Here is a 24,312-nt window from a genome sequence, read left to right on the forward strand (position 1 = left end):
CTTTTATAGTCCTATTTTAGCATAAATTTTTTCCATTGTTTCTTGGGCTTGTTTTTTTGCTTTGTTTGCTCCAAATTCTAAAATCTCATCGATTTTAGAAGGATTGGCTAATAATTTTTCATATTCTTCCTTAGCTAAGGCAAAATACTCACTAACGATTTCATTTAAATACATTTTAAAATGCCCATAGCCTTCGCCACCTTTTTCATAACGGCTTTTTAAAGCTTCTTGTTCTGTATTGCTTAGAAACAATTTTGCGATTTTAAATACATTGCAATTTTGCCAATCTTTTGGATCTTCTAAAGCTGTACTATCTGTGACAATGGAAGAAATTTGTTTTTTAATAGCTTTTGGTGTATTGAAAATATCAATTGTATTTTGATAGGACTTACTCATTTTAGCTCCATCAGTGCCAGGTACTACAGCAACTTCATCATTAACTTTAGCTTGAGGTAAGGTAAAAATTTCACCCCATTCATTATTTACTTTTAAGGCTATATCTCTTGCTATTTCAACGTGTTGAATTTGATCTTTACCTACAGGAACTACTTGAGCATTAAAAAGTAAAATATCTGCAGCCATCAAAACAGGGTAAGAAAAAAGTCCATGATTAGCATTTAAACCTTTGGCAATTTTATCTTTATAGCTATGTGCTCTTTCTAAAAGCCCCACTGGAGTAAATTGAGAAAGAATCCAATAAAGCTCCATTACTTCTTTTACATCACTTTGTAGCCAAAATACGCTTTTTTGCGGATCAATTCCTAAACTTAAAAAAGCTGCCGCAGCTTTGAGTGAATTTTGTTTAAGTTTTTCTCCATCAAAACTTGAAGTCATAGCATGATAATTTGCTATAAACATATACATTTGATTTTCTTCTTGCATATTTAGCATTTGTCTTATAGAGCCAAAATAATTTCCTATATGTAAATCCCCGCTCGGCTGTAATCCTGTAATAACTCTCATTTTACCTCTTTTTTAATTTCTTTAATAATCTCATTAACGCTTTTATTTTCAATATCTATAATAATATTTGCTTTTTTTTCATATTTTTTAATTCTTTGATCAAAAAGAATTTTGGCATTATTTGTATTTGCAAATAAAGGTCTAGTGGTTAATTCTTCTTTGCTTAGTCTTTGTAAAAGATAATCAAAACTTGCTTTTAAATAAACAATAATACCAATATTTTTTAATTTTTTTTGTTCTATAAAACCACCGCCACTTGCAATGGAGCAATTTTGTAAACAATGTAAAAATAAAGCTATTTTTTGCTCTTCTTTACGGAATTTTTTCTCTCCATATGTTTTAAAAATTTCACCAATTTCAAGATTGTATTTTTCTTTGATCAAACTATCTGTATCTAAAAAGATTTTATCATATTTTTTAGCATAAGCTCTTGCTATGGTTGTTTTACCACAGCCCATAAAGCCTACAAAAAGGAGATTATCCTTCTTGCTCATCTTTGCTACCTTTTTTTCTTGAAGCTAAAATCAAAGGAACACCTTCAAAATTAAATTGTTTTCTAATTTGATTTTGCAAATAGCGCTTATAGCTAAAATGTAAAGCTTTTGGTCTATTCATAATTAGAGCTATTTTTGGAGGTGCTAAGTCATATTGAACTGCATAATAAATTTTTACTAATTTACCATAATCATGTGGTAGTGGGTGGGCTCTAGTGGCTTCTTCTACCAAGGCATTTAATTTTGCGGTTGGAATTTTTTGGGTGAAATTGGTAAAAACTTCCAAAATTTTATCTAAAAGTACATGCACTCTTTTTCCACTTAAAGCTGATACGCTTACAACGGGTGCATAAGCTAGAAATTTAAAACGATCTAGTTTTAATTCTTTTAAAGTTTTATCAAAATCAAGTTCGCTTTTATCCCATTTATTAAGCACGATAATCACACCTAAACAATGCTTAGCAGCAAGTCCTGCAATACGTTCATCAAGCTCGTTAAAGCCTTCGGCTGCATCAAGTACCAAAAGTGCAATTTGAGCATTAGCTAGGGCATATTCAGTTCTATTTAGCGCATAACGCTCTAAGCCTTGTATTTTCCCACGTTTTCTAATACCCGCAGTATCTACAAATTCGATGATTTTATCTTTATGCATAATGCTTTCATTGACAGGATCAATCGTAGTACCTGCTATATCGCTTACCACGCTACGTTCTTCTTTAACTAAGGCATTTAAAAGACTTGATTTTCCTACATTAACCCTGCCGATAATTCCTACTTTAATATGATTTTCATTGATGGTTTTTAGTTTAAAATCTCCGCTATTTTCATTAAAATTTTCTAAATAACTTTCAAAGTCTTCTTCTTCATCTGCATTTAAATAACTTTCATTTAAAAACTTACCAGCCCACATGCAAAGCTCATCAATGCCTATATTATGTGTAACCGAGATGTTAAAAACTTCTTTTACTCCAAAATTAGAAAATTCCCAAGATCTTTCCTCATCTTTTTTGTTATCGACTTTATTGATTACTAAAGCTATGGGTTTGTTGAGTTTTTTCATTTCATAAAAAAATGCTTTATCTTCATCATCAGGTAAAAATTTACCATCCACCATATAAAAGATAATATCACTATTTTTAGCAGCTTTAAGCGAATTTGCTTTGACATTTTTAAAAAGCTCATTGCTCTCATCAAGTCCGCCACTATCTATTAATAGGGCTTTTTTGCCATCAATTTCTACCTCTATTTTGTTAGTATCTCTTGTAGTTCCGCTTATGTCGCTAGTTATGGCAATGCGTTTTCTTGCAAGTCTATTAAAAAGACTTGATTTACCAACATTTGGTTTTCCTATTAAAATAATACTTTGCATTAATACTCATTTTTTAAATTTTTATTTGTGATTATATAAAAATTGCCTTAAAATTAAGCAAAAAAGACTAAAATAACGGGAATTTTTATATGGAATTTATATGTTAAGAATAGTTAAAAAGAATTTAGGTATATATTTTATGATTATTGCTTCCATAGAATTTGCACTTGTAGGTGCTTGTGCAAAAATTCTTAGTGAAGAATTATCATCGATCGAAATTATGTTTTTTAGAAATATCATAGGCACAGCTTTTATGCTTTATGTGCTTTCAAAATTAAATTTTCATAAAAGTGGTGGACATCTTGGACTGCTTATTTTTAGAGGTATTATAGGAACGATCGCTTTATATCTTTTCTTTTATAATGTTTCTAATATTTCATTAGGTGGTGCTTTTGCTTTTCAAAAAACAGCACCTATTTTTATAGCTTTGATCGCTTTTTTGTTTTTTAAAGAAAGTTTAGGATTAAAAGCTTGTTTTGGGATTTTGATTGCTTTTATAGGAGTGTTGTTAATTTGTCAGCCTTTTGCAGATAGTACTACGCATTCAGGCTTTGATTTAAAAAATAGTATTTTGGGAATTTTAAGTGGTTTTTGTGCAGCTTTGGCGCTAACTAGTGTAAGAGAGCTTAGAAAATCATACCCAGCGCCTTTTATAGCTTTATCTTTTGTTTTAATTGGTACTCTTATGCCTTTAATATCTATGATTATAGGTTCTTTTTATGAAATAAAAGAGCTTGATTTTTTAATTGCTCCTTTTGTTATGCCTAGTTTTAAAGCTTGGATTTTTATTGTTTTGATGGGAATTTTTGGAGCAATGTATCAAATTCATGTTACTAAAGCTTATGGGGTGGCAAAAAAGGCAGGGGTTGTTGCGGGAGTTAGTTATATAGATGTAATTTTTACTTTATTTTTGGGCATATTATTAGGAGATGAAATTCCTAGTTTGATGGTTTTTATAGGAATTTTTAGCATTATTTTAGGAGGAATTATTTTGGTTAGTAAGCAAACAAAAGGAAAGAAAAATGGAAAATAAAACAGATTTAATTTATGGTTTAGAAGATAAACCACCTTTTGCTAAGGCGTTTTTTGCTGCTTTAGTGCATTTAATGGCTATGTTTGTGGCTGTAATTACACCTGCTTTATTAATTTGCAAGGGTCTTGGAATAGATGATACTAATACGGCTAGAATTATTTGTATGTCGCTTTTTGCTTCAGGTGTTGCCTCGCTTTTGCAGATTAAAACTTGGGGTCCTATAGGGAGTGGACTTTTATCTATTCAAGGGACTAGTTTTAACTTTGTTGCGCCTATTATACTAGGCGGGCTTGTTTTAAAAAATAATGGTTTATCACAAGAAGCAATGCTTGGAGCTATTTTTGGCACTTTGATGCTTTGCTCTACTACCGAAATGATTATTTCTCAAATTTTACCTTTTATCAGAAGAATGATTTCGCCTTTGGTTTCAGGTATAGTAGTGATGATTATAGGTCTTAGTTTGATTAATGTTGGTCTTGTGAGTGCAGGAGGTGGATTTGCGGCTAAGGCAAGTGGTGAGTTTGGTTCTTTACAAAATTTATTATTGGCCGGAGTTGTGATTTTTAGCATTATTGTTTTAAATCGTTTTAACAATGCTTATATAAGAATTTCTTCTTTATTCATAGCTATGATAATAGGGCTTTTAGTGGCTATGACTTTTGAAAATTTTACCTTTAATTTTAATGAAAATTTACCTTTAATGTTTTTACCCGATCCTTTGCATTATGGTTTGAGTATTGATTATAATCTCATTTTACCTTTGATTTTGGTTTTTATGGTAACTTCTTTAGAAACTATTGGCGATATTAGCGCTACTAGCGAAGTTTCTAATCAGCCAGTTAAAGGTGAACTTTATGCAAAAAGATTAAAAGGTGGAGTTTTGGCAAATGGTTTTAATTCCTTTGTTTCAGCCTTTTTTAATACTTTTCCAAACTCATGTTTTGGGCAAAATAATGGCGTTATAGCTTTAACAGGTGTTGCAAGTCGTTATGTAGGGTTTATTGTAGCTTTTATGTTGATGATTTTGGGTTTATTTCCTATTGTGGCTGATATTACTTTGCAAATTCCAGAGCCTATTTTAGGTGGAGCAACTTTAGTGATGTTTGGTACTATAGCTGCAACGGGGGTTAGGATTATTTCTAAAGAAAATTTAAACCGCCGTTCTATTATCATCATAGCTATGAGCTTGGGTATAGGACTTGGAGTTTCTAATAATCCTGATATTTTAGAATTTATGCCAATGTGGTTTAAAACTTTATTTTCTTCAGGGATTGCAGCAGGTGGGATTACAGCTATTATTTTAAATTTTGTTTTCCCTTTTGAAGAAAATAATAAAAATAAAGTAAAATAATAAAAAACAAGGAAAAATGATGAAAAAAATGATACTAATAGCAGGGCCTTGTGTGATAGAAAATGAAGAACTAGTCTTTAAGGTAGCGCAAGAGCTTGAATGCTTTTTAAAAGATGATAGAATTGATTTTTATTTTAAATCAAGCTTTGATAAAGCAAATAGAACTAGTATTAATAGTTTTAGAGGACCAGGTCTTGAAAAAGGTTTAGAAATTTTGCAAAAAGTGAAAGATAAATTTGGTATGCAAATTCTTACTGATATTCATGAGAGTTCTCAAGCAAGTATTGCGGCTGAAGTTGTAGATGTTTTACAAATTCCAGCCTTTTTATGCAGGCAAACTGATTTATTAGTAGCTGCTGCTAAAACAAAAGTTAAGGTAAATGTAAAAAAAGGTCAATTTTTAAACCCTGAAGATATTAAATACAGCGTAGCTAAAATTTTACAAACTAGAGGCATTAACGAAGAAGGTTTTGAAATAGCCAAAGAAAATGGGGTTTTTGCAGCTGAGAGAGGCTCAAGTTTTGGCTATGGAAATTTAGTTGTAGATATGAGAAGTTTTGTTATCATGAGAAAATATGCCCCGGTTATTTTTGATGCTACTCATAGTGTGCAAATGCCAGGAGCAAATGGTGGCAGTAGTGGAGGCAAAAGTGAATTTGTAGAGCCTTTAGCAAGAGCTGCAGCTAGTGTAGGTGTAGATGGATTTTTCTTTGAAACGCACATTGATCCTTGTAAAGCTTTATGCGATGGGCCAAATATGCTTGATCTTTCAAGACTTAAAAACTGTGTAAATACGCTTTTAAAAATTCAAGAAATCATTTAAAAAGGAAAAATATGAATATAATAGAAGGAAATTTAAGTTTAAAAGGTGATGAAAAAATTGCAATTATCAATGCAAGATTTAATCATATTATCACAGATCGTTTAGTTGAAGGTGCTAAAGATGCTTTTTTAAGACATGGAGGCAAGGAAGAAAACTTAAGTCTTATCTTAGTGCCAGGTGCTTTTGAAATTCCTTTTGCATTAAAACAAGCTTGTGAGAGTAAAAAATTTGATGGAATTTGTTGTGTTGGAGCAGTAATTCGTGGAAGTACACCACATTTTGATTATGTAGCAGCTGAAACTACCAAAGGTATAGCAAGTGTAGGCCTTGGAGCTAATGTGCCTGTGAGTTTTGGAGTTTTAACAACTGATACCTTAGAGCAAGCCATAGAAAGAGCAGGTAGTAAAGCAGGTAATAAGGGTTTTGAAGCTATGCTTACTGTGGTTGAAATGCTTAATTTAATCCAAAAAATTAAGGTTTAAAAATGGCTACTAGACACCAAGTAAGACAAAGTATAGTTTCTTTGCTTTATGCAGCACAGTTAAACCAAGAAAATAAAGATTTTATCAATGAATTTTTAGATGAGAAAAAAATTCGCAATGACCAAAGAAAATTCACTCTAGATTTATATAATGGTATTAATGAGCAACTTACTTTGCTTGATGAGAAAATAAATGAGTGTTTGAAAGAGCACAAATTAGATGGAGTAGCTAGTATAGAAAAGGCCATTTTGCGTTTGGGTACTTATGAGATTTTATTTACTTCTACACAAAAAGCGATTATCATTAATGAGGCTATAGAGCTTGCAAAAGAAATGGCAGGAGATAATGCTCCTAAATTTATCAACGGGGTGTTGGATAAAATCAACAAGGAAAAGCAATGAAACTTTGTGTGGCTTTTGATGTGTCAAGTTATGATGAGTGTATTAGTTTGGCTAAAGAATTAAAAGGTTTAGATCTTTGGGTTAAAATAGGACTTAGATCGTATTTAAGAGATGGAGCAAAGCTTTTAGAGGCGATTAAAAAAGTGGATGATTTTAAAATCTTTTTAGATTTAAAGCTTTATGATATACCAAATACCATGGCAGATGCTTGCGAAGAGCTTGCTAAACTTGATGTGGATATGTTTAATATCCACGCAAGTGCAGGTAAAAATGCTATGTGTATGATTATGGAGCGTTTAAGTGTTTTGAGCAAAAGACCTTTGGTGCTTGCTGTATCTGCTTTAACTAGTTTTGATGAGCAAGAATTTTTTAGTATATATAGACAAAATATCAAACAAGCCGTTAAGGAATTTTCTAAAATTAGCTATGAAAGCGGTCTTGATGGTATGGTTTGTTCGGTATATGAGAGCTTATTGATTAAAGAAAATACAAATACAAATTTTATTACACTAACTCCTGGAATTCGTCCTTTTAAAGAAAATTTAGATGATCAAAAAAGAGTAGCTGATATACAGTGTGCTAAGGATAATCTGTCAGATTTTATCGTGGTTGGAAGACCTATTTATAAGGCAAAAGAACCTAGAATGGTTTGTGAGAATATATTAGAGCATTTAAAATAAGCCTAGAGGCTTATTTTAAATAAATTTTCATTTTCTTATTTTCTAAAATAATTCCATCATTATCGCTAATAATTTGAAATTCTCCATTAAAATATCTTAAGAAGTCGTTTTCAAATTTCATAGATTCTTGATCACAAAGCATTTTTGTCGAAGCAAGATTATCTTCTATTTTGATACTACTTCCTTGATCTTTATAGTTCCCAAAAAATCTATTACATCCTGATACACCAAAAACTCTTTTATCTTTATTATCAAAACTAATACTTGTTTTTGTATTTTGAGGAAGTTCGTAGCTTTTTCCATTTGCTTCATAAGAACTTATAGTAAATTCTTTATTTTGTAAATCATCAACACTTAAATTTGCCACAGAACACCCACTAAAAACAGCTAAACTTGCTATACTTAATGTGATTATTTTTTTCATTTTTATTCTCCTTATACATGAAAATGTTTTAATTCATCTTCTAAATTTTGACAAACTATATTTAACTCATGAGCAACATCTAATAAAATTTTTGAAATTTCTTCATTTTTATCACTTAATTTTACCGTTTCTTGCGTTTTATCAAGCAAAGATTGCAAAGTTTCTTGTGTACTTGAAATTTTTTGCATGCAAGCATTTGCTAAATCTCTTGCATTTTCATTGCAAACTTTTACTTCATTGGTTCCTTCTACAAGTTCTTTTGCATCTTGATTTAAAGAGTTAATTTCGTTAGCATTGTGTTTTAACTCTTTAGAAGCTTCATTGATGCTATCTACTCAATTGTTTGGTTACGATGGCAATATTTTTTAAAAATTCTTCTGAATTTTGAGCAAGATTTCTTACATCTTCAGCAATAACTGAAAAACCACGACCAAATTCTCCAGCACGCGCAGCTTCAATACCTGCATTTAAAGATAATAGATTGGTTTTATCAGCAATTTCTCCCATCATGTCAGAAGCTTTTTTAATCTCTTCTGCTTGTTTTTCCATAACTTCTACTTTTTGAGATAATATATCTTCATTTTCAGCTACAACTTTTACCTTATCTACTACTTGATTTAATGAGTCAAGCATGGTGTTTAAAACTTCAAAAGATTTTGTATTGGCTTTATTTGCGTTATTTGAAAGTTCAGCAAGATCTTGTAATTCTGTATGAATTTGCTCACTTTAAGATTCATCAGCTTTTGTATGACCTTCTTTAGTTCTATTTGCTAGATCAAGTGCATTAGCATTTAAAAGTTTAGATTGTTTATCTACCATTTGAGAATTTTCATTAGTAGAAATCACTGTATTTTGAATTTTTTCAATAAATTGGTTGATGTAGGTGCAAGCTTTACCTATTTCATCGGTGCTTTTTATATTAATTCTTGCGCGTAAATCTCCATCGCCGCTAGCTAATTCTTTAGCGTGTTTTAAAAGATCTAAAACAGGATTACCCACAACTATTTTTAAAATATAAAGCACAGCAAAAACAGTAAAAAGTAAAGCTATGTTAAAGATTATAATATAAGTTCTAGCTGAGCTTGCCAAATCATCATCTATATGTTTTAAATCATTGTATATATCCATAACACCCAAAACATTACCTTCTTTAGCATTAGCATGACAAGCTAAGCAACTTTCATTAGCGATTAATGGGCGTATAAGTCTTAGATAATGCCCTTGTTCATTATTAATCTCAACCGCTTTAATTTCTGGTTTGTTAAATTGCTCATTGATAATACTTTCATCACTTTTTGTATATTTTTGCATTTCAAAAAGCTCAACGGTGCTTTTGGAGGGATAAATTTTAATATCTTTTATACTTTCTATTTCACTTGCTTCTTTTATAGCTTGTTCTATAATGGCAGGATCACCCAAATTCATCGCCATTCTTAGTGTTTGAAAAACAGAAGTGCTTAAGGTATCTAAATTTGCACGGCTGATTCTATCGGTCGTTTACTGAGAGTCTTTTTGTAAAATAATTTGCATAATAATAAAACTAATTAGCAATGTAGAAATCATTGCTAAAGATATCTTTGCATCTATGCTTTTAAACATTTAAGCTCCTTGTATTAATGTAAAAAGTGTCTTACGCCACTAAAATATAATGCAATACCATATTCATTAGCAGCTTGGATAATATCCTCATCTCTTATACTTCCACCTGGTTCGATGATAGCCTTTACTCCTATTTTACTAGCCTCATCTATGCTATCTCTAAATGGAAAGAAAGCCTCGCTTGCTAAAACACAACCATTTAAATCAAGTCCCATTTCTTTAGCTTTATTAATAGCTGCTTTAGCTGCATCAATACGACTTGTCATGCCCATACCAATAGCCACCATAGCACCATTTTTTACATAAACTACGTTATTTGATTTGGTAAATGCAGCAATTTTCATAGCTATTTCAAGATCTTTTAACTCTTGTTCGCTAGCTTTTCTTTCACTTTTTAATACTGCATTTTTTAATTCATCTTCCTTGACTTCATCACTATCTTGATATACAAAACCACCATCTATATGTTTAAAATCATATTTGTCATAAGCTCTAGTTAAAAATGGCGCTTTTTGTGTAAAGATTTTAATACGCTTTTTATCTTTAAATACTTCCAAAGCATCATCATCTACATTTGCTGCAATGATTACTTCTATATAAATTTCATTGATTTTTTGTGCTAATTCTTTATCTAAAGTTCCATTGATAGCTACAACACCGCCATAAGCACTCAAGGTATCGCATTTAAGTGCATGGATATAGCTTTGGAGTAAGTTTTCTTTTATGGCAAATCCACAAGCATTTGCATGTTTTACAATGGCTACTGCTGGAGCTTTATCAAAAGCACTTGCTAAATTTAAAGCCGCGTTAATATCGGTTAGATTATTAAAACTTGCTTCGCCTTTTAAGGTTGTAAAATTGTGTGTGAAAAAGTCATCAAATTCATATAAAGCACCTTTTTGATGAGGGTTTTCTCCATATCTTGTGTCAAACACTTTTTGACCTACAATAAATTTACTTGCTCCAAAACCACCATTAAAACGCTCGTTCATATAATTTGCTATATAAGCATCATAATTTGCTGTATGCTCATAAGCTTTGATCATCAAAGCTCTTCTAAAATCAAGATCTAAAGTATTATCTTTTAAAGCTTGTATGATTTTATCATAATCTAAAATATCACAAACTACAATGACATTTTTAAAGTTTTTTGCGCCACTGCGTATCATAGCAGGACCACCGATATCGATATTTTCTACAATCTCATCAAAATCTTGGGTTAAAATTGTAGTTTTTTTGAAAGGATATAAATTCACACAAAGTAAGTCTATGCTTTCTATATTATGCTCTTTAGCTTGCTTTTGGTGGCTTTCATCTTCTCTTTTGTATAAAATTCCGCCATGAATTTTTGGGTGTAAGGTTTTTACACGTCCTTCAAACATTTCAGGACTTTGAGTAAAATCACTAACTTCTTGTACTTGCAGGTTGTTTTCTTTTAAAAGCTTATAAGTGCCTCCAGTAGATAAAAGCTCAAAACCTAATTTTGCAAGCTCACTAGCAAATTCTACCACTCCTTCTTTATCACTGACACTAATTAGTGCTTTCATTGATTTTTCCTTTCTATATATTGTTTTAAAAATTCATAAGATTCATTAACTTCTTGAAATTTTTTTACGCCTTCTTTTATTTTTGCTTCATCACTGTTGTTTGCGTTTAAAATATCAGGATGATATTTTTTAGCAAGTTTCCTATAGCGTTTTTTAAGCTCTTGTAAATTTACATTTTCGCTTACACCTAAGACCCCGCATGCTTTTTGCAAATTCATACCCACCTTTTGAGTTTGCATAGAATTTAGAAGTCTTTCAAGTATATTTACATCAAGATTAAATGCTTTGACAATGGCTTTTAATACATCTTTTTTAGTGCTGTTAAGTTCTCCATCAATCAAAGCCATTGCAACCAAAACATTTAATATATTGATTCTTTCTTGTTGAGGTAAAGGTACTTCCTTGATGAGTTCTTTGGCTACTTCATAGGTGTCATTTAAGGTGTTTTTGTGTTCATTAAAACTTTGTTTTAAAAATTCTCTTTCTCTTGAATCTTTGGCATTGTAATCAAGAATTTGTGAGATCATATTAGCTTCATTTTCACTAACTCTGCCATCACTTTTTGCTATTTTTGCTAAAAGTGCTATAACATAGTAGTTTAATCTTCTTTTAAATCCATCAATTCTTTCTTCGTGATAGCCTTGTTTAAAACCTTGAGAGAAACTTTTAGCTCCTTTTTTAAAAGAGCCTAAAAGATCATCTTTACCCCATGTTTTATAATACCAATAAAATGCCAAAATTGCCAATATAAGTAAAACAAAAAGCATTTTTATCCTAAATACTCATTAAATTTATCAAAATAAATTGTTTGTAGTTTTGCTAAAGATATCTTAATATCATCTAAAATGAAATCTTTTTCATTTAAATTTCCAAGTTTTGTAAATTTAACTCCTATTTCATTTGCAAATTTGATAAATTTTTCTTCATTTTTAACGCCAACTATAACTCTTGTTGGGCTTTCTTCGAAAATAAAACTCTTATCTTCAAAATTAGTTTTTACTTCAATACCTAAATTTGCCTTTGCACTCATTTTAGCTAAGGTAATAGCAAGACCACCTATGCCTATGCTATTAGCACAATCAAGTAATTTTGCTTCGTTTGCTTTTAATAGGAAATCCCATAGTTTTAATTCCGCGTTAAAATCTATATCTTCAAGCTCTCCTGCTACTTTTTGATCCAGCACTTTAGCAATCAAAGATCCTCCAAAATTACCTTTGCTTTCTCCAAGTAGATAAATAGCGCTAGTATCTTTGCTAAAATATGATTTTAAAACATTTTCTGCTTTTTCATTTACTCCAACACAAGCTATGGTTGGACTTGGAAAAATACTTACTCCATCGGTTTCATTATATAAAGAAACATTTCCGCTTACTACAGGTGTATTGAGTTCTTTACAAGCGAGCTTAATACCTTCACAACCTTGGGCAAATTGCCACATTACTTCAGGATTTTGTGGGTTACCATAATTTAAACAATCGCTAATTGCTAAAGGTTTAGCTCCTGAGCATGCTATTTTTCTTCCTGCACTTGCAACAGCTGCTGCTGCGCCGATTTTTGGATTTACATAGTTTAATCTTGAGTTACACTCAATGGCCATAGAAAGTAAGCAGTTATTTTCTTTAATTCTAATACTATTGGCTCCTAAAGCTCCATTGCTTTTTAAAGTATTAGTTTGTACGCTTGAGTCAAACTGCTCATAAATATAAGCTTTATTGCTAACATTTTCATCTGCAAGGAGTTTTTCAAATGCTTCTTGGGTAGGAATGTTGAGTTTAAATTGATAGTTTTTCATCCCATCTAAGTATTTTGGTTTAGCCACAGGTCTATCAAGCATAGGTGCTTTTTCACTTAGTGGTTCAATAGGGATCAAACCAACTAATTTGCCATGCCAAAATAGCTCCATTTTGCCAGTATTGGTAACTTCACCTATAATGGCCGCATCAAGCCCCCATTTATTAAAAATTTCTATAACTTTTTCTTCATAGCCTTTTTTAGCACAAATTAGCATTCTTTCTTGAGATTCACTTAACATTAACTCATAAGGAGTCATACCTTCTTCTCTCATAGGGGTTTTGTCAAGGTAAAGCTTCATACCGCTACCACTGCGTCCTGCCATTTCAAAAGAGCTTGAAGTAAGTCCTGCTGCACCCATATCTTGAATTCCAACTATATAATCAGTTTTGAAAAGCTCCAAACAAGCTTCCATTAATAATTTTTCAGCAAATGGATCTCCAATTTGCACAGTTGGTCTTAAGCTTTTACTGGATTCATTAAAACTATCACTTGCCATTACAGCTCCACCAAGCCCGTCACGACCAGTTTTTGAACCTACATAAATTACAGGATTGCCTATACCTTCAGCTTTTGCATAAAAAATATCTTCTATTTTGCAAGTTCCAAGTGCAAAAGCATTAACTAAGATATTTCCGTTAAAACACTCATCAAAAGCACATTCTCCACCTATAGTAGGTACACCCATGCAATTACCATAGTGTGAAATTCCGCTTACCACACCTTTAACTAAATATTTTTGATGTTTGCCTATTTTTTCATCATGGATATTGCCAAATTTCAAAGAATTCATACCTGCAACAACTCTTGCACCCATGGTAAAAACATCGCGTAAAATTCCACCCACACCTGTAGCTGCACCTGCAAATGGCTCTATAAAACTTGGGTGATTATGACTTTCTACCTTAAATACAGCTGCCATTCCTTTGCCTATATCTATTACTCCAGCGTTTTCACCAGGACCTTGGATTACCCAAGGGGCTTTGGTTGGAAAGCCGTTAAGGTATTTTTTACTTGATTTATATGAGCAATGTTCGCTCCACATAGCAGAAATTACTCCAAGCTCTAGCAAATTAGGCTCTCTACCTAGTATATTTAAAATTTCTTGATATTCCTCATCACTAATTTTGTGTTGTTTTATAATTTCTTTATCCATTTTCTCTCCTTTTTATTTTCCCAAACAAAAATTACTAAACATTGCATCTAAAATTTCATCTCTTTCAAAATTTTTGGTAAATTGAGCTATTTCTCCTATGGCTAAATTTAATTCAAAAGCAAAAAGTTCTAAAGAACTTTCTTTTAATAAATCCCTTGCGCGCAAAATAGCTTCGCTAGCATTCTTGCAAGCATTGAGTATTAAGGTATTGCTAATTAGCATTCCATCGCCATCTAAAGTATTTAAGTATTCATTTAAATTTTCCTTAATGGCTTGGGTGTTTTCTTGAGCACAAATGCGTATACAAGAAGTACTAATTTCATGTTCAAATTTGGTGGTTAGATCGCTTTTGTTTAAAACATAAATGATTTTTTTATCACAATTTTTTAAAGCTTGTAAAATACGCTCATCTTCTTCTTCAAATTCTTTAGATCCATCAAAAACAGCTATGATAATATCTGCTTCTTTAATGCTTTCATAGCTTAAATTAACCCCGATTTTTTCTATCTCATCATCTGCATTTCTTATACCTGCTGTGTCGATGATTTTGATTAAATGTGAGCCTATTTTCAAGCTTTCCTCGATACGATCTCTTGTGGTACCTGCAATATTAGAAACAATAGCCCTATTAAAAGCCAAAAGTGAATTTAACAAGGAACTTTTTCCTGCATTTGGCTTACCGATAATAGCAACTTTAAAGCCCTCTATAAGTCCTTTTTTACTTAAAGAAATATCTACTATATCGCGTAAAAGTTTTGAATTTTTTTCACACATAGTAATGATTTGATCAAGTAAATCTTGTGGCAAATCATCATCTGCATAATCAATACTAGTTTCTACAAAAGCAAGAGTTTGAACAAGATCTGTTCTAATGGTATTTAAAAATTTACTTAAATCACCTTTAATATTTTTTGCTATGATATTTGCAGCGCTTGTCGATTTTGACATGATGGCATCTTGTATACTTAGAGCTTTCAAAAGATCCATTTTGCCATTTAAACAAGCTCTTTTACTAAATTCACCAGGGTTAGCAAGACGTGCTCCTGCTAAAATAAGCTCATCGAGTAAAATTTCACTTAAAGAAAAGCCCCCGTGGAGTTGAAATTCTACTATATCTTCTCCTGTAAAAGAGTAGGGTGCTTTAAAATAAATTACTAAAGCTTCGTCTAAAAAATCGTTGTTGTTTTTATAAAGTTTGCACAAATGTGCATAGCGTGGTGTTAGTTCTTTTTTGTGGGTAATTTTTAATGCAAGCTCTAAAGCTTTTTCTCCACTTACTCTAATAATACTTATAGAGCCCACTCCATGGGCTGTGGCAATGGCAGCTATAGTATCATTCATTCATTTTTCTTCAAAAAATCATTCACAACGATATATCTTTGATCGTCATTTTGTTTGATAGCTACATATTTGTCAGGAAAGCGTTCTCTTAATTTTTCTAAAGCAAGTTTTAACCAAATTCCATCAAGTGGTTTTGTTTGAACTCTTCCTGTGTTTTCTACTTTTTCTATAAGAATTTTTAAATAATTTTCTATAGCTTGGGTTTGATTTTCTAAAAATTGAGCAATTTCTAGTCTTGGTTGAATTTTGTATTTAGCGCTAAGCCAGTTATAAAGCAAATAAGAAAAAGCCTTATATCTATGGGCTTCTTTGCCTATAAGTAAAGCCGCGTCTTCTCCATCAAGTTTTATCAATACACAATTTTCATCCCAAACACTAACTTGCATAACCTTGATGTCAAAATCAAAAGTTGCTAGTAACTTTTCTAGTGAAATTTTTATCTCATCGATATAAGAAGTGATATTTCTTTCTTCTGAAGATTCTTTATGAAATGAATCAAAAATAGCATCATTTTTTACTTTATAATGCTCCTTAGGTTGAGCAATATCTTCAATTGGTTTTTGAAAATTTTCTTTGTATTCTTTCTTAGGTTCGTTTTTATCAAAGTTTTTTTGCATATACTTGTTAAATTTCTCATTATGAAATTTTTTAGTTTTTTCTTGATGAGGTTTTTGAGTTTTTTTATGCCCTTTGATACGAATAATAGCATTTTTTCTAAACAAACCAAAAAATCCTGCTTTAGCATGCTGAATAACTTCATATTCTAGATCAATCACAGAGCACTCAAATTGCTTTGAGGCTTCTATGAGTGCGGTTTGTAAGTCTTTAGCTTCTATGTTCATGTTTAGCTATTTCCTCTTTTTTGTGGTTTTTGAAAAGTTTATTTACGATCACTTGTTGAATAAGTGAGCATATATTATTTACACACCAATATAAAGTTAAACCTGCTGGGAAGGTTAAGAAGAAGAAAGTGAAAATTAATGGTAAAAATTTCATAATCTTTTCTTGCATAGGATCTTGTATGGCCATTGGTGTGATAAGTTGTTGGATAAACATAGTTAGACCCATAAATATAGGTAAAATAAACCATGGATCCATCACAGATAAATCTGTAATCCAAAAAGCCCAAGGTGCAGCTTTAAGTTCTATGGCATTTAGTAAAACTCTATAAATTGCAAAGAAAATTGGAATTTGAATAAGTATAGGCAAACATCCACTCATAGGATTTGCGCCATGTTTTTTATAAAGTTCCATCATATGTAAATTCATTTTTTGCGGATCACCTTTATAGCGCTCTCTGATTTCTTTCATTTTAGGTGCTAAATCTTTGAGTTTATTCATAGAAATCATTGATTTATAAGTAAGTGGGAAAAGAATAATACGCACGATTAAAGTCATCACTACAATAGCCCAACCCCAGTTACCCATGTAGCCATGTAAAAAATTTAAAAATTCAAACATAGGCTTAGCTATAAAAGTAAACCAACCATATTCTACAACATCATCTAAATCAGCATGAATGCTTCTTAAAATTTCATGCTCTTTTGAGCCAACATAACCGCTTGCTTTAAAAGTATTTGTCGCACTTGCAAAAACGATAGAGTTTTCGTGATTATCTTTAGTAACTACAGCATTGAGTGGTTTTTCAAAATTATAAAAGAAAGCACTATAATAGCGATCTGAAGCTGCCATAAGGGTTACATTAGAAAAACTTTCATCATTTTCTACATCGCCATCTTCTAACATTGTGATTTTATTATCTTTATCTAAGATTAAAACCCCATGTACTGTATAGCTATCAACCGCTATATTTGGACGATAACCTGGAGTGATAAAATAAGTTGCATCTTTGCTTAGATTAACTTCTAAATCATAGTTTCCATATTTATGGAAAGTGATTTTTTTAGTTACTACTAAATCATTTAAATTTTGAGTAAGGATCAAGGTTGTGTTTTTATCGCTTACATTAATAGTTTTTTGACTTGTGGTATATGAGACATTAAAAGCTTCTTGATTGATTTTTGCATCGCTAAATCTTACTTCTAGTGGTAAAGGCGATAAAGAAGTATCTACTAGATTAATACTTTTGCCATTTTCATCTTTGTATTTTTCATCACTTAGATAAAATTTAGCTATTCTACCTAAAGAGTCAATATGTGCTTCAAAATACTCACTTTTAACAACTGCTATTTCTTCTTTTTGATTAACACTAAGTTCTGTTTTTGGAGCTTGGGTGTTTGTGTTTGTAGTGCTTTGTGGGGCTGAATTGTTTTGTTCTATTTGGGTGATATTTTGCTCAGTTTGTGGAGCTTTAGGGATAAAAAAATAATCATAAACTACAAAAAATAAAAATGATAATACAACAGCAATTAATATGCGTTTTTGTTGAGATAAATTTTCTGACACGGATTGTCCTTTGGAAATATAATCTTAATTAAAAAAAATTGATTATCGTTGCAAGGGATATAAAGATAGTTGAGTTGTTTTAAAGCATTAAAACTAGGTTTAAAACATATACCTGAGTTTAGATTATTCTTGCGTATTTTAGGATAATCAATACCACCTTTAAAAAACGGATTGCATTTTAAAATTCTTAAAAAAACTGCACCAAATGCTTTAAAAATATTATTTTTTTTAAACTGCCACAAGGCGTATTCAGAGCAACTTGGGTAATACCTACAGCATTGTGGTTTAAAAGGACTGATAAAGAGTTGATAAAATCTGATAAGTTTTAGACAAGCTATTTTATACATCCTATTTTTTTTAAACCCCATTTCAAGTTTTTTTCTAATTTTAAAAAAGGAATTTCAGTGATACTCGTTTTGGCTACAAGTATGTATTTTCCGTTTTCAACTTGATTTTTAACCTGAAAAAAAGCTGATCTTAAGAGCCTTTTGGCTCTATTTCTTATAACAGCTTTTCCAACTTTTTTACTAGCAACAACGGCGAATTTTTTTTCTTCACTTAAAGAGTAAAAGATGATCATGCCTTCGCAATGCCATTTTTTACCTTCTTTGTAAATTGCTGCAAACTCTCCTAAGTCGTTAATACTTAGAAAATCTTTTATACCGCTAATCTTTTTCTACCTTTAGCACGTCTAGCATTGATTACTTTGCGACCATTTTTGCTCTTCATACGTACACGAAAGCCGTGAGTTCTTTTTTTAGGAGTTTTATGTGGTTGATATGTTCTTTTCATATTTTTTCCTTAACTTAAAATAAAAAACAAAATAATAAGCGAGTATGTTAGCAAAATCTTACTTAAATCTGCTTTTAATTAAGAGTTATTTTAAAACTTTTTGCTAAATTTTGATTTTATTTTGTAAACTAAGGAAAAATAATGGCTTTTGAAATTTGTGAGAGTAAAAAAGAAGATTTGGAAAAAATTTTAGAATTACTCAAAGAACTGGCTATTCATGAAAATATGCTTGAAGATGTAAAATGCACAAGCAAAGAACTTGAAGAATCATTTTTTAAACATGAATACGCTAAGGCTTTGAGTCTAAAGGTTGATGGTGAGATAATAGGTTATGTGATGTATTATTTTACTTTTTCATCTTTTTGGGGTTTGGGTGGATTATACCTAGAAGATATTTACATACAGCCAAAATATAGAAAAAAAGGTTATGCTAGAGTTGTTTTTAAATATTTAGCGCAAATTTGTAAAGAAAAAAATCTCAAACGTTTAGAGTGGGTTTGTTTAAATGATAATGATTTGGGGATTGAATTTTATACCAAGTTAAATGCAAGACATATGAATGAGTGGAGAACTTATCGTTTAGAGGGTGAAAATTTAGAAGCATTGATGTGATGAATAAACGCAGTTTGTATTATCTAAAAGCTTTTGGTTGTGAATACTTTGATGAACAAAAGCAAATTAGGCATTTTAACTTAAGTTTTAAAGAATTAAATGAAAGAGTAAAAACTTGCAATCTTTGTCATTTTTCTAAATTAAGAAAGTATAGTTTAATAGAAAAAGAAGCCAAAAATGCTAAAATTCTGATTTATCAAGCTTTTATTGATAAAGAAGAAAATGAAAGTGGAAAGTTTTTTGCTTCTAAAAATAAACAAGAGTTTTTAAGATTATGTAAAGAGCTTTTAAATTTAAAAGAAGATGAGATATATTTTTCTTATATGTTTAAATGTTTTAGTAATTTTAAAATAGATGATCAAGCACTAAAATTATGCTTGCCGTATTTTTATAACGAGCTTGATTTTGTAAAAGCAAAGATTATTTTATGTCTTGGTCAAGAAGCTTTTGCAAGTTTGGGTTTTGAGAACTTTCAAAAATACAAAGGGCAATGTATGCGTTTTAACAATGCTTTGCTTTTGCCAAGTTATGATTTGAATTTTTTGAGTAAAAATCCTAGCTTTTATGCTGAATTTATAGAAGATATTAAAAAAATAAAAGGTTATTTATGAGAAAAAGTTTAGTTTGTTTGATGATGAGTTTTGTTTTAACTTTAAGTACTTTTGCGAAAGAGCAAAAACCATCACCCATAGAACCTAGTGAGTCTTTTTATCCTAATTTAGGATTTCAAAATTGCGATAATGATTGTTTATTTACTTTATTAGAAACAGGACTTTATTTTAATTTCTTATCAAGATTTAACAATGATAATGCAAATGAACTTTTGGTTAATATTTATACTAAACTTTTAAATTCCATCATAGATTTTGAAAAAAGAATTCAAAAAAATGCTAGTGTAAAATTAGCTATTATTATACCTGAGCAAACGATTAAAAGCTATTCTAACACTATTATAAATTCAAGCATAGCGTATTTGCTAAGACAAAGAGCACAGATAAAAGTAAAGGTATTTTTAATAGGCACAGAAGATGAGAGTAAGATAGCTAAAGCTTTTAAACAAGCTCAAGATGAGAAATTTAATTATATTATCGCAGGTTTTACAGATAAAGGTGTGAAAAATTTATTAAAAGAAAATCTTGATTTAAATGTAAAAGTTTTTATTCCTACTGCACATAAAAGAAATTTTGATACGCAAAATGAAAATGTGTATTTTGGAAGTATAGACTATCAAAAACAAATTCAAAAACTTTTAGAATATTCAAATGGTAAAAATATTATTTTTTCAGATGGAACACCTTTGGCAAATCGCTTAGATGAGAATGTTTTAAATGCAGGTAATGGTAGTGAGAAAATTTACACTATTAATAGTTCTAAATTTGATTTTAGAAGTATTTTAAATCAAAATAGAAGTTTTCAAGATTCTAGTATTATTTTAAATACTTCTTTGATTAAAACAGCGCTTATAAGCTCGCAAATAAGAACTTATGATATAGAACCTTTTGTGTTATTATCCACTCAGATTAATTATAATCCTATTTTGTTAAGTTTAACACAAATTAACGATAGAAAAAAACTTTTACTAGCAAATTCCATTTCTAATGAGGATCAAACTCTAAGCTATCTTAATGAGCTTTTTTCGCAAAATATTAATTACAACTGGATAGCGTATGCAGCTAGCGTGGGTCTTGATTATTTTTATACGCAGTTTTTAGATAAAGACTCTCAAAGAATTTTCGATGAGAGCTTAAATGATAATCAATTTGACTATAAGGTTAAAATCATTCGTTCGCAAGGCTTAGGTTTTACTCTTTTGCAAAATCAGTAAAAACCTTAGCTATAGCCTCATCTATAGGGGCTACTTTTTCATTTTTTAAAAAAGCTAGGGTAAAATCAGCCTCAAAAAGCTTGGTGTTTTCTTTATAAATCTCTTGTTTTATACAAACTGAGGCTTTTTTAAGCTTTGTGATAAATGTTTTTACTTCTATAAGATCTCCAAGTTTAGCGGGTTTTAAAAAGCTACAATTTGCTTTTGTAAGTAGGAAATGTCCTGTGTTTTTATCAAAAATTTTTGCGTTTTTTTGAAAAAATATCTCACTTCTTGCTCTTTCGCAAAATTTTAAGTAATTGCTATGATATACCACTCCACCTGCATCGGTATCTTCATAATAAATTCGTATTTGCATTTAAAATCCTTTTTTTGTTTTTTATAATACATTATATTTAAAGTAAATTGAATATCAAATATGAATTTTAATCATTAATGTTCTGTCTTAAATACATTAATAATTAGATATTATTCTATAATTTTTATTTTATATTTGGAAATTACATGAAAAAAGTGAAAAATAAAACTTTAGCCGAACAAGTATATGATGAACTAGAAAGAAGAATAGTTTTTTGTGAAATAGAGCCTGGTAGTATTTTGACAGAACAGGGCATAGCAAATATGCTTGATGTTGGACGTACGCCTGTAAGAGAAGCATTATTGTTGCTTTCAAAACGTTATTTGGTGAATATATCAAAAGCAGGAATAACGGTTCCGCAAATGAATGCTTCTTTACAAATGCAACTTTTGGAAGTAAGAAGAGTTGTTTTGAAACTTTGTATAGAATGTGCTATAAAAAGACTTACTGAGGATGATAAAAAAGCTATAAATGAACTTTTAAATGAAATTGAAAATTATGATGAAATAAATTTTTTATCATGGCTTGATAAAAGACAAGATGTATTAGCTAAAGCTTCTAAAAATTATTTTATTTACGAAGAATTGAGAAACGTGCAAGGGATTTCAAGGAGATTTTGGTATCGCTATGCTCAAAATAGTCAACATGATATTGTAAAAGAAAAACACAAGAATATATTAAAAGCTGTGTATCAAAAAAACACAGAAAAAGCTTTGGAATATGTTGATGATATTATTGATTATTTTGAGAATTTTGTTAAACAATATTTGATTTGATATAATCATATAATAAGTATATATTCAATTTTACAACTAAAACTACCTTACTAACTTATTTGATGTTTTAATCATAGGGATATCTTTTGAATATATTTACCAATATTCACATATTTACATGTTTTTTCAAGGTAAGAAAATATATAATATATTTATTGTCGGCATTAAGTATTTATTAAGTTTTTTTCCTATAGACTTGAAAATATAACAATACAAAAAGGAGTTGTATGTCAAGTAAAATAGTGGTTAAAACAAAATTATTCCCCTCAAAATCTCCATTAGAATGGGCGGTTGTATCAAATAATATTTTATATACAGCACAAATTCCTATTGATAAAAATGGAGAGGTTGTTACTGGTGGTATAGAAGCGCAAACCAAACAAGTTTTTTCAAATCTTATTCATACTTTAGAATGTGCTGGTTCTAAATTAGATGATGTGTTACAGATTTTAATTTATGTTACAAAAAGAGAAGATTTAAAATTTGTAAATTCGGTATATTCAACCTATTTCAATACAGTTTATCCAAATAGAGCTGCATTTATTGTTTCTGGTTTGGCTAGAGAAGAAATGCTGGTTGAATTTGTAGTTTATGCGCAAACTTATAATTAAAATTATAAAGGAGATAAGATGTTAGATTGTACTAAGGGTTTATATATTAATGGTCAATGGGTAGAGGGTGTTAATACTATAAAAAATATTAATCCATCTGATATTGATAATGATCTAGGGGATGTAGCACAGGCTGATAAAAAACAAGTAGAGCTAGCTATTGATGCTGCTAAAGAGGCTCAAGTTTCTTGGGAAAAAACTCCTTTAGAAGAAAAGGCAAATTTGCTTTATAAAATCGGTGAATCTTTAATGAATAGAAGTGATGAGATTGGAAAAATCATATCCTTAGAAGAAGGAAAAACAAAAATAGAAGGAAAAGGAGAAGTGTTTAGATCGGGTCAATTTTTTCAATATTATGCAGCTGAAGTATTAAGGCAAATTGGGGAAAATGCAGCATCTGTAAGAAGTGGTGTTGATGTTGAGATTACAAGAGAGGCTGTTGGTGTTGTTGGTATTATTTCTCCTTGGAATTTCCCTATCGCAACAGCTTCTTGGAAAATAGCTCCTGCTCTTTGTTTTGGTAATAGTATAGTATGGAAACCAGCTAATACCACTCCAGCTTCTGCCGTAGCTTTGGCTGAGATTATTCATGAGCATGGATTGCCAAGTGGTGTATTTAATTTAGTTTTAGGTAGTGGTGGGGAAGTTGGTGAGACTATTATTAATTCTAGAAATATCAACGCACTTTCTTTTACTGGATCTGTTGATGTTGGTAGAAAAATAGCACGTGCTACGGCTGCAAATTTTGTTAAATGTCAATTAGAAATGGGTAGTAAAAATGCCTTAGTTATTATGGATGATGCAGATCTTGATCTTGCTGTTGAGTGTGCTATTGCGGGTGCTTTTTCGGGTACTGGTCAAAAATGCACAGCAAGTTCTCGTTTGATTGTTATGGAAAGTATTCATGATGCTTTTGTTGAGAAAATGGTTTCTAGAATGAAAACATTAAAGGTTGGCCATTGCTTAGATGATGGAATTTTTATGGGACCAGTGGCCGATAATAAACAATTTGAATCTAATTTCAAGTGGGTTCAAAGAGCTAAAGATCTTGGAGCGGAATTGGTATTTGGTGGTGAAAAATTATCACTTGATAAGAATGGTTACTATATGTCTCCTACTTTATTTATTAATACTAAAAATGATTGGGATGTTAATCAGGAAGAAATTTTTGCTCCATTAGCATGTGTGATTAAAGCAAAAGATTTACAAGAAGCTGTTGCGCTTAATAATGGTACTCGTTTTGGATTGACTTCAGGGATTGTAACATCGAGTTTAAAAAATGCAAACATATTTAAAAAAGAAGCAAAAAGTGGTTGTGTTATGATTAATCTTCCTACAGCTGGAACAGATTATCATGTACCTTTTGGAGGCAGAAAAGAATCTAGCTTTGGTCCAAGAGAGCAAGGTGCTTATGCGAAGGAATTTTACACAGTTGTAAAAACAACTTATGTAAAAGCTTATTAAATGTTGTTTACAAA

26 protein-coding genes and 1 pseudogene are annotated in these 24,312 nt (G+C 30.7%); 12 read left to right on the forward strand and 15 right to left on the reverse strand.

Translation table 11 applies throughout. The features are described 5' to 3' along the window. Positions 1–3 precede the first annotated feature (3 nt). Genes trpS through der form a run of 3 tightly spaced genes read right to left on the reverse strand, consistent with a single transcriptional unit; the run spans position 4 to position 2,826 of the window. Positions 4–963, reverse strand: coding sequence for a tryptophan--tRNA ligase (gene trpS / locus CAMP18498_RS00070; protein ID WP_337196625.1), 960 nt, complete (start codon positions 961–963; stop codon positions 4–6). Further along, on the reverse strand, positions 960–1,457 hold the full coding sequence (locus CAMP18498_RS00075) for a shikimate kinase (RefSeq protein ID WP_337196627.1): 498 nt from the start codon (positions 1,455–1,457) through the stop codon (positions 960–962). Before CAMP18498_RS00075 ends, trpS begins: the two co-directional genes overlap by 4 nt. Beyond that, the gene (der, locus tag CAMP18498_RS00080) at positions 1,441–2,826 is read right to left on the reverse strand and encodes a ribosome biogenesis GTPase Der (protein ID WP_337196629.1); all 1,386 of its coding nucleotides are present in this window, start codon (positions 2,824–2,826) and stop codon (positions 1,441–1,443) included. The genes CAMP18498_RS00075 and der overlap by 17 nt, the downstream gene beginning before the upstream one ends. Positions 2,827–2,926: 100 nt before the next feature. Between der and CAMP18498_RS00085 the strand changes: the two genes are divergently transcribed. Genes CAMP18498_RS00085 through pyrF form a run of 6 tightly spaced genes read left to right on the forward strand, consistent with a single transcriptional unit; the run spans position 2,927 to position 7,596 of the window. Then, a complete protein-coding gene (locus tag CAMP18498_RS00085; protein WP_337196630.1) occupies positions 2,927–3,859 on the forward strand; it encodes a DMT family transporter in 933 nt (310 codons plus the stop codon). Next, positions 3,849–5,210, forward strand: coding sequence for a uracil-xanthine permease family protein (locus CAMP18498_RS00090; protein ID WP_337196631.1), 1,362 nt, complete (start codon positions 3,849–3,851; stop codon positions 5,208–5,210). Before CAMP18498_RS00085 ends, CAMP18498_RS00090 begins: the two co-directional genes overlap by 11 nt. Positions 5,211–5,229: 19 nt before the next feature. After that, the gene (gene kdsA, locus CAMP18498_RS00095) at positions 5,230–6,033 is read left to right on the forward strand and encodes a 3-deoxy-8-phosphooctulonate synthase (protein ID WP_337196632.1); all 804 of its coding nucleotides are present in this window, start codon (positions 5,230–5,232) and stop codon (positions 6,031–6,033) included. Positions 6,034–6,044: 11 nt separating this feature from the next. After that, on the forward strand, positions 6,045–6,515 hold the full coding sequence (gene ribH, locus CAMP18498_RS00100; protein WP_087699491.1) for a 6,7-dimethyl-8-ribityllumazine synthase: 471 nt from the start codon (positions 6,045–6,047) through the stop codon (positions 6,513–6,515). 2 nt (positions 6,516–6,517) lie between these two features. After that, positions 6,518–6,916 (forward strand): transcription antitermination factor NusB, encoded by a 399-nt coding sequence (nusB, locus tag CAMP18498_RS00105; RefSeq protein WP_133319322.1) that lies wholly within the window; start codon positions 6,518–6,520, stop codon positions 6,914–6,916. Next, a complete protein-coding gene (pyrF, locus tag CAMP18498_RS00110) occupies positions 6,913–7,596 on the forward strand; it encodes an orotidine-5'-phosphate decarboxylase (RefSeq protein ID WP_337196633.1) in 684 nt (227 codons plus the stop codon). The genes nusB and pyrF overlap by 4 nt, the downstream gene beginning before the upstream one ends. Positions 7,597–7,606: 10 nt before the next feature. On the opposite strand, the gene CAMP18498_RS00115 is transcribed toward pyrF, so the two are convergent. The 11 genes and pseudogenes from CAMP18498_RS00115 to rpmH all read right to left on the reverse strand — a co-directional run bounded on the left by CAMP18498_RS00115 (position 7,607) and on the right by rpmH (position 18,652). Beyond that, the gene (locus tag CAMP18498_RS00115) at positions 7,607–8,020 is read right to left on the reverse strand and encodes an META domain-containing protein (protein ID WP_337196635.1); all 414 of its coding nucleotides are present in this window, start codon (positions 8,018–8,020) and stop codon (positions 7,607–7,609) included. 11 nt (positions 8,021–8,031) lie between these two features. Next, a pseudogene (locus CAMP18498_RS00120) lies at positions 8,032–9,619 on the reverse strand (methyl-accepting chemotaxis protein). A gap of 14 nt (positions 9,620–9,633) precedes the next feature. Then, positions 9,634–11,166 carry a bifunctional phosphoribosylaminoimidazolecarboxamide formyltransferase/IMP cyclohydrolase gene (purH, locus tag CAMP18498_RS00125; protein ID WP_337196636.1) on the reverse strand — a complete coding sequence of 511 codons (1,533 nt, stop codon included), beginning with the start codon at positions 11,164–11,166 and terminating at the stop codon, positions 9,634–9,636. Further along, positions 11,163–11,933 (reverse strand): DnaJ domain-containing protein, encoded by a 771-nt coding sequence (locus tag CAMP18498_RS00130; RefSeq protein ID WP_337196637.1) that lies wholly within the window; start codon positions 11,931–11,933, stop codon positions 11,163–11,165. Before CAMP18498_RS00130 ends, purH begins: the two co-directional genes overlap by 4 nt. Positions 11,934–11,935: 2 nt before the next feature. Next, positions 11,936–14,113, reverse strand: a complete 2,178-nt coding sequence (gene purL / locus CAMP18498_RS00135) for a phosphoribosylformylglycinamidine synthase subunit PurL (protein WP_337196638.1) — start codon at positions 14,111–14,113, stop codon at positions 11,936–11,938. Positions 14,114–14,125: 12 nt separating this feature from the next. Further along, positions 14,126–15,454 carry a tRNA uridine-5-carboxymethylaminomethyl(34) synthesis GTPase MnmE gene (gene mnmE / locus CAMP18498_RS00140; protein ID WP_337196640.1) on the reverse strand — a complete coding sequence of 443 codons (1,329 nt, stop codon included), beginning with the start codon at positions 15,452–15,454 and terminating at the stop codon, positions 14,126–14,128. After that, positions 15,451–16,296, reverse strand: coding sequence for a Jag N-terminal domain-containing protein (locus tag CAMP18498_RS00145; protein ID WP_337196642.1), 846 nt, complete (start codon positions 16,294–16,296; stop codon positions 15,451–15,453). Before CAMP18498_RS00145 ends, mnmE begins: the two co-directional genes overlap by 4 nt. Beyond that, entirely contained in the window at positions 16,280–17,860 is a 1,581-nt protein-coding gene (yidC, locus tag CAMP18498_RS00150; RefSeq protein ID WP_337196643.1) for a membrane protein insertase YidC, read from the reverse strand. The genes CAMP18498_RS00145 and yidC overlap by 17 nt, the downstream gene beginning before the upstream one ends. Beyond that, positions 17,824–18,207 carry a membrane protein insertion efficiency factor YidD gene (yidD, locus tag CAMP18498_RS00155; RefSeq protein ID WP_039617892.1) on the reverse strand — a complete coding sequence of 128 codons (384 nt, stop codon included), beginning with the start codon at positions 18,205–18,207 and terminating at the stop codon, positions 17,824–17,826. Before yidD ends, yidC begins: the two co-directional genes overlap by 37 nt. After that, positions 18,195–18,521 (reverse strand): ribonuclease P protein component, encoded by a 327-nt coding sequence (gene rnpA, locus CAMP18498_RS00160; protein ID WP_263664026.1) that lies wholly within the window; start codon positions 18,519–18,521, stop codon positions 18,195–18,197. Before rnpA ends, yidD begins: the two co-directional genes overlap by 13 nt. Beyond that, the gene (gene rpmH, locus CAMP18498_RS00165) at positions 18,518–18,652 is read right to left on the reverse strand and encodes a 50S ribosomal protein L34 (RefSeq protein WP_012661270.1); all 135 of its coding nucleotides are present in this window, start codon (positions 18,650–18,652) and stop codon (positions 18,518–18,520) included. Before rpmH ends, rnpA begins: the two co-directional genes overlap by 4 nt. A 138-nt stretch (positions 18,653–18,790) precedes the next feature. Between rpmH and CAMP18498_RS00170 the strand changes: the two genes are divergently transcribed. Genes CAMP18498_RS00170 through CAMP18498_RS00180 form a run of 3 tightly spaced genes read left to right on the forward strand, consistent with a single transcriptional unit; the run spans position 18,791 to position 21,089 of the window. Next, positions 18,791–19,264 (forward strand): GNAT family N-acetyltransferase, encoded by a 474-nt coding sequence (locus tag CAMP18498_RS00170; RefSeq protein ID WP_337196811.1) that lies wholly within the window; start codon positions 18,791–18,793, stop codon positions 19,262–19,264. Continuing rightward, entirely contained in the window at positions 19,264–19,875 is a 612-nt protein-coding gene (locus CAMP18498_RS00175; RefSeq protein WP_337196644.1) for a uracil-DNA glycosylase family protein, read from the forward strand. Before CAMP18498_RS00170 ends, CAMP18498_RS00175 begins: the two co-directional genes overlap by 1 nt. Beyond that, positions 19,872–21,089, forward strand: a complete 1,218-nt coding sequence (locus CAMP18498_RS00180; RefSeq protein WP_337196645.1) for a hypothetical protein — start codon at positions 19,872–19,874, stop codon at positions 21,087–21,089. The genes CAMP18498_RS00175 and CAMP18498_RS00180 overlap by 4 nt, the downstream gene beginning before the upstream one ends. On the opposite strand, the gene CAMP18498_RS00185 is transcribed toward CAMP18498_RS00180, so the two are convergent. Next, complete coding sequence (locus CAMP18498_RS00185) at positions 21,067–21,447, reverse strand: YbgC/FadM family acyl-CoA thioesterase (RefSeq protein ID WP_337196646.1); 381 nt, start codon at positions 21,445–21,447, stop codon at positions 21,067–21,069. The two genes, CAMP18498_RS00180 and CAMP18498_RS00185, sit on opposite strands and share 23 nt — an antisense overlap. A 146-nt stretch (positions 21,448–21,593) precedes the next feature. On the opposite strand from CAMP18498_RS00185, the gene CAMP18498_RS00190 reads away from it, so the two are divergent. The 3 genes from CAMP18498_RS00190 to CAMP18498_RS00200 all read left to right on the forward strand — a co-directional run bounded on the left by CAMP18498_RS00190 (position 21,594) and on the right by CAMP18498_RS00200 (position 24,298). Then, entirely contained in the window at positions 21,594–22,223 is a 630-nt protein-coding gene (locus CAMP18498_RS00190; protein ID WP_337196647.1) for a GntR family transcriptional regulator, read from the forward strand. Positions 22,224–22,450: 227 nt separating this feature from the next. Further along, positions 22,451–22,834 (forward strand): RidA family protein, encoded by a 384-nt coding sequence (locus CAMP18498_RS00195; RefSeq protein WP_337196648.1) that lies wholly within the window; start codon positions 22,451–22,453, stop codon positions 22,832–22,834. An 18-nt stretch (positions 22,835–22,852) separates the two neighbouring features. Beyond that, positions 22,853–24,298, forward strand: a complete 1,446-nt coding sequence (locus tag CAMP18498_RS00200) for an aldehyde dehydrogenase family protein (RefSeq protein WP_337196649.1) — start codon at positions 22,853–22,855, stop codon at positions 24,296–24,298. The last annotated feature ends 14 nt before the right edge of the window (positions 24,299–24,312 follow it).

This window comes from Campylobacter sp. W0066.2 (assembly GCF_024723515.1).
In the GTDB taxonomy this organism is placed as follows: domain Bacteria; phylum Campylobacterota; class Campylobacteria; order Campylobacterales; family Campylobacteraceae; genus Campylobacter_D.